We start from the raw sequence: 1,716 nt of genomic DNA on the forward strand, positions 1-1,716 counted from the left end.
TTTCAGGTGGTTGTTGCTTAATGTTCTCTAACACTCCCTTCAGTACTGTTTTCATACCTTCTGAACAGCGGACGTCAAAACGTGTTGATTGTGCTGGTCCGACTACCTCGTCACATGTTTTTTTGCCTGCTTCTCTGGACTCTGCGACATAAGCAAATTTAATTTTCTGGCTGACTCCCGACTCTGGAACAGAGAGTGTGTGAAGCCCGGTATATCGATCCCTGACCAGAGCAAATGGCAACTCGGGCTCCATGCGCAGGGCTACGATATAGTCGTTGACCGTGAGGCTGGGTAAGTAATATTGACCATTTCTTGATTTCATCTCAAAGGTTGCCAGCGTCTGGTCTTTGGCTAATGTCAATTCCTGATCATGCTCTGGCAACCGGGCAGGTATGAGAACTTCGACCCCTTGCATGTGTTGATCATTGATATTGATACATTTGACATTGCCCTCTGCAGTCACATAAATATCCCCTGTCCACCGCCGGTAATCAGTGGAAGAATAGTTCTGCGTATCAAAAATTATGTGATTGACTCTTTTTGGCTTCTTCCGGTTCTCATAGTCCGTTAAATGACTCAATAACGGAGCCTGTTCCATGTGAACTGCCGGAATGTATTTTTCAGGAGCCTTATCACTACCAATAATCAACGCTTCGTTAACAGGTTGTGGCTCATGGTTCGTCCTCTGAGCTGATGCTGATGCCTCTTTCTCGTGGACTTGTGGCAGATCATGTACAGGAGCCTTATCACCACCAACCGCTGAGGCTTCGTTAATATAATCGTCAACAAAATGGTTCAGCAGATCACTGATCTGATGCCAGAAAGCAGGCCAACACTGAACTTCAGCGGCTTTCCACGCCCTTATCCGCTGATCAGCCGCCTGAAGATAAGACTGGTTAGCTGACATTTTCAACGTCTGTTTCTGTTCTTCCGTCAGGGGGAACACGCTACTGGCGTTTATGCCCGTCCGGCCAAACTTACGAGCAAACCAGTGTTGCTGCCAGTGTCGATACAGTGCCCCGGTGAGAATATCGTCCGACTCATCCGGCTTAAGGGAAAGACCTGCTGCCTGCCACTCCGTTTGAGCCAGTCTCGTGATGATTTCCGTTTTGTTCTGCTTTTTAGTCTGATGAGTGTTAATACAAATTACATGGTTTTTTTCATCAATACTGTTGTGATCATTGTGTCGTATTAACCAGGGTCGATCCATGCCCGATACCATCTGGTTGAGCCATTCGCAAAGCTCAGAATGAACTGCACTTTTATCTATGGCAAGAGCCGGTGACTCTGGCAGTTTCTCCAGCGAGAGGTCAGCTGCCATCAGATAAAGCCGGTAGTGCTGATTGAGGCATTGATGGAGTCCGTCATCGGTAAAATCGCCCTTGTTGAAAACCGCTTTGGCGACATTCTGTAAATCAAGGCTAGTGGGCTGCAACGGCAGGTTTTTCTGCTTCAGGCAAGCCCTCAATTGACAATGTTGCCGGGTCAGTTTTTCAGCCACGATTTTCCCCTGCAGGGTCTGTGGTAATACTTTCTCAGCAATGCTCTGCAACTCTGCCGGGTTATATTGCCGGATGGGCAAATGTCGGAAGCGCCCTTTCAGTGCCGGTGATAGCGGTTTTCGTCCGCTGTACTCAGGCGGGTTGATGGTCGCAAACAGGTGGAAACCCGGATGGGCGTCACCGGCCAGAATATCGTTCAGCTCACCTTCCAGAT

Annotated in this window: 1 protein-coding gene; it reads right to left on the bottom strand. The window is 48.4% G+C overall.

The window, feature by feature from the left end; genetic code table 11:
- Positions 1-1,716: hypothetical protein (locus KDK17_RS02715; RefSeq protein WP_257287288.1), on the bottom strand; the 1,716-nt coding region annotated here is incomplete at both ends.

Origin of the sequence: Endozoicomonas sp. SESOKO2 (genome assembly GCF_024606245.1) — a bacterium.
Lineage (GTDB): Bacteria > Pseudomonadota > Gammaproteobacteria > Pseudomonadales > Endozoicomonadaceae > Endozoicomonas_A.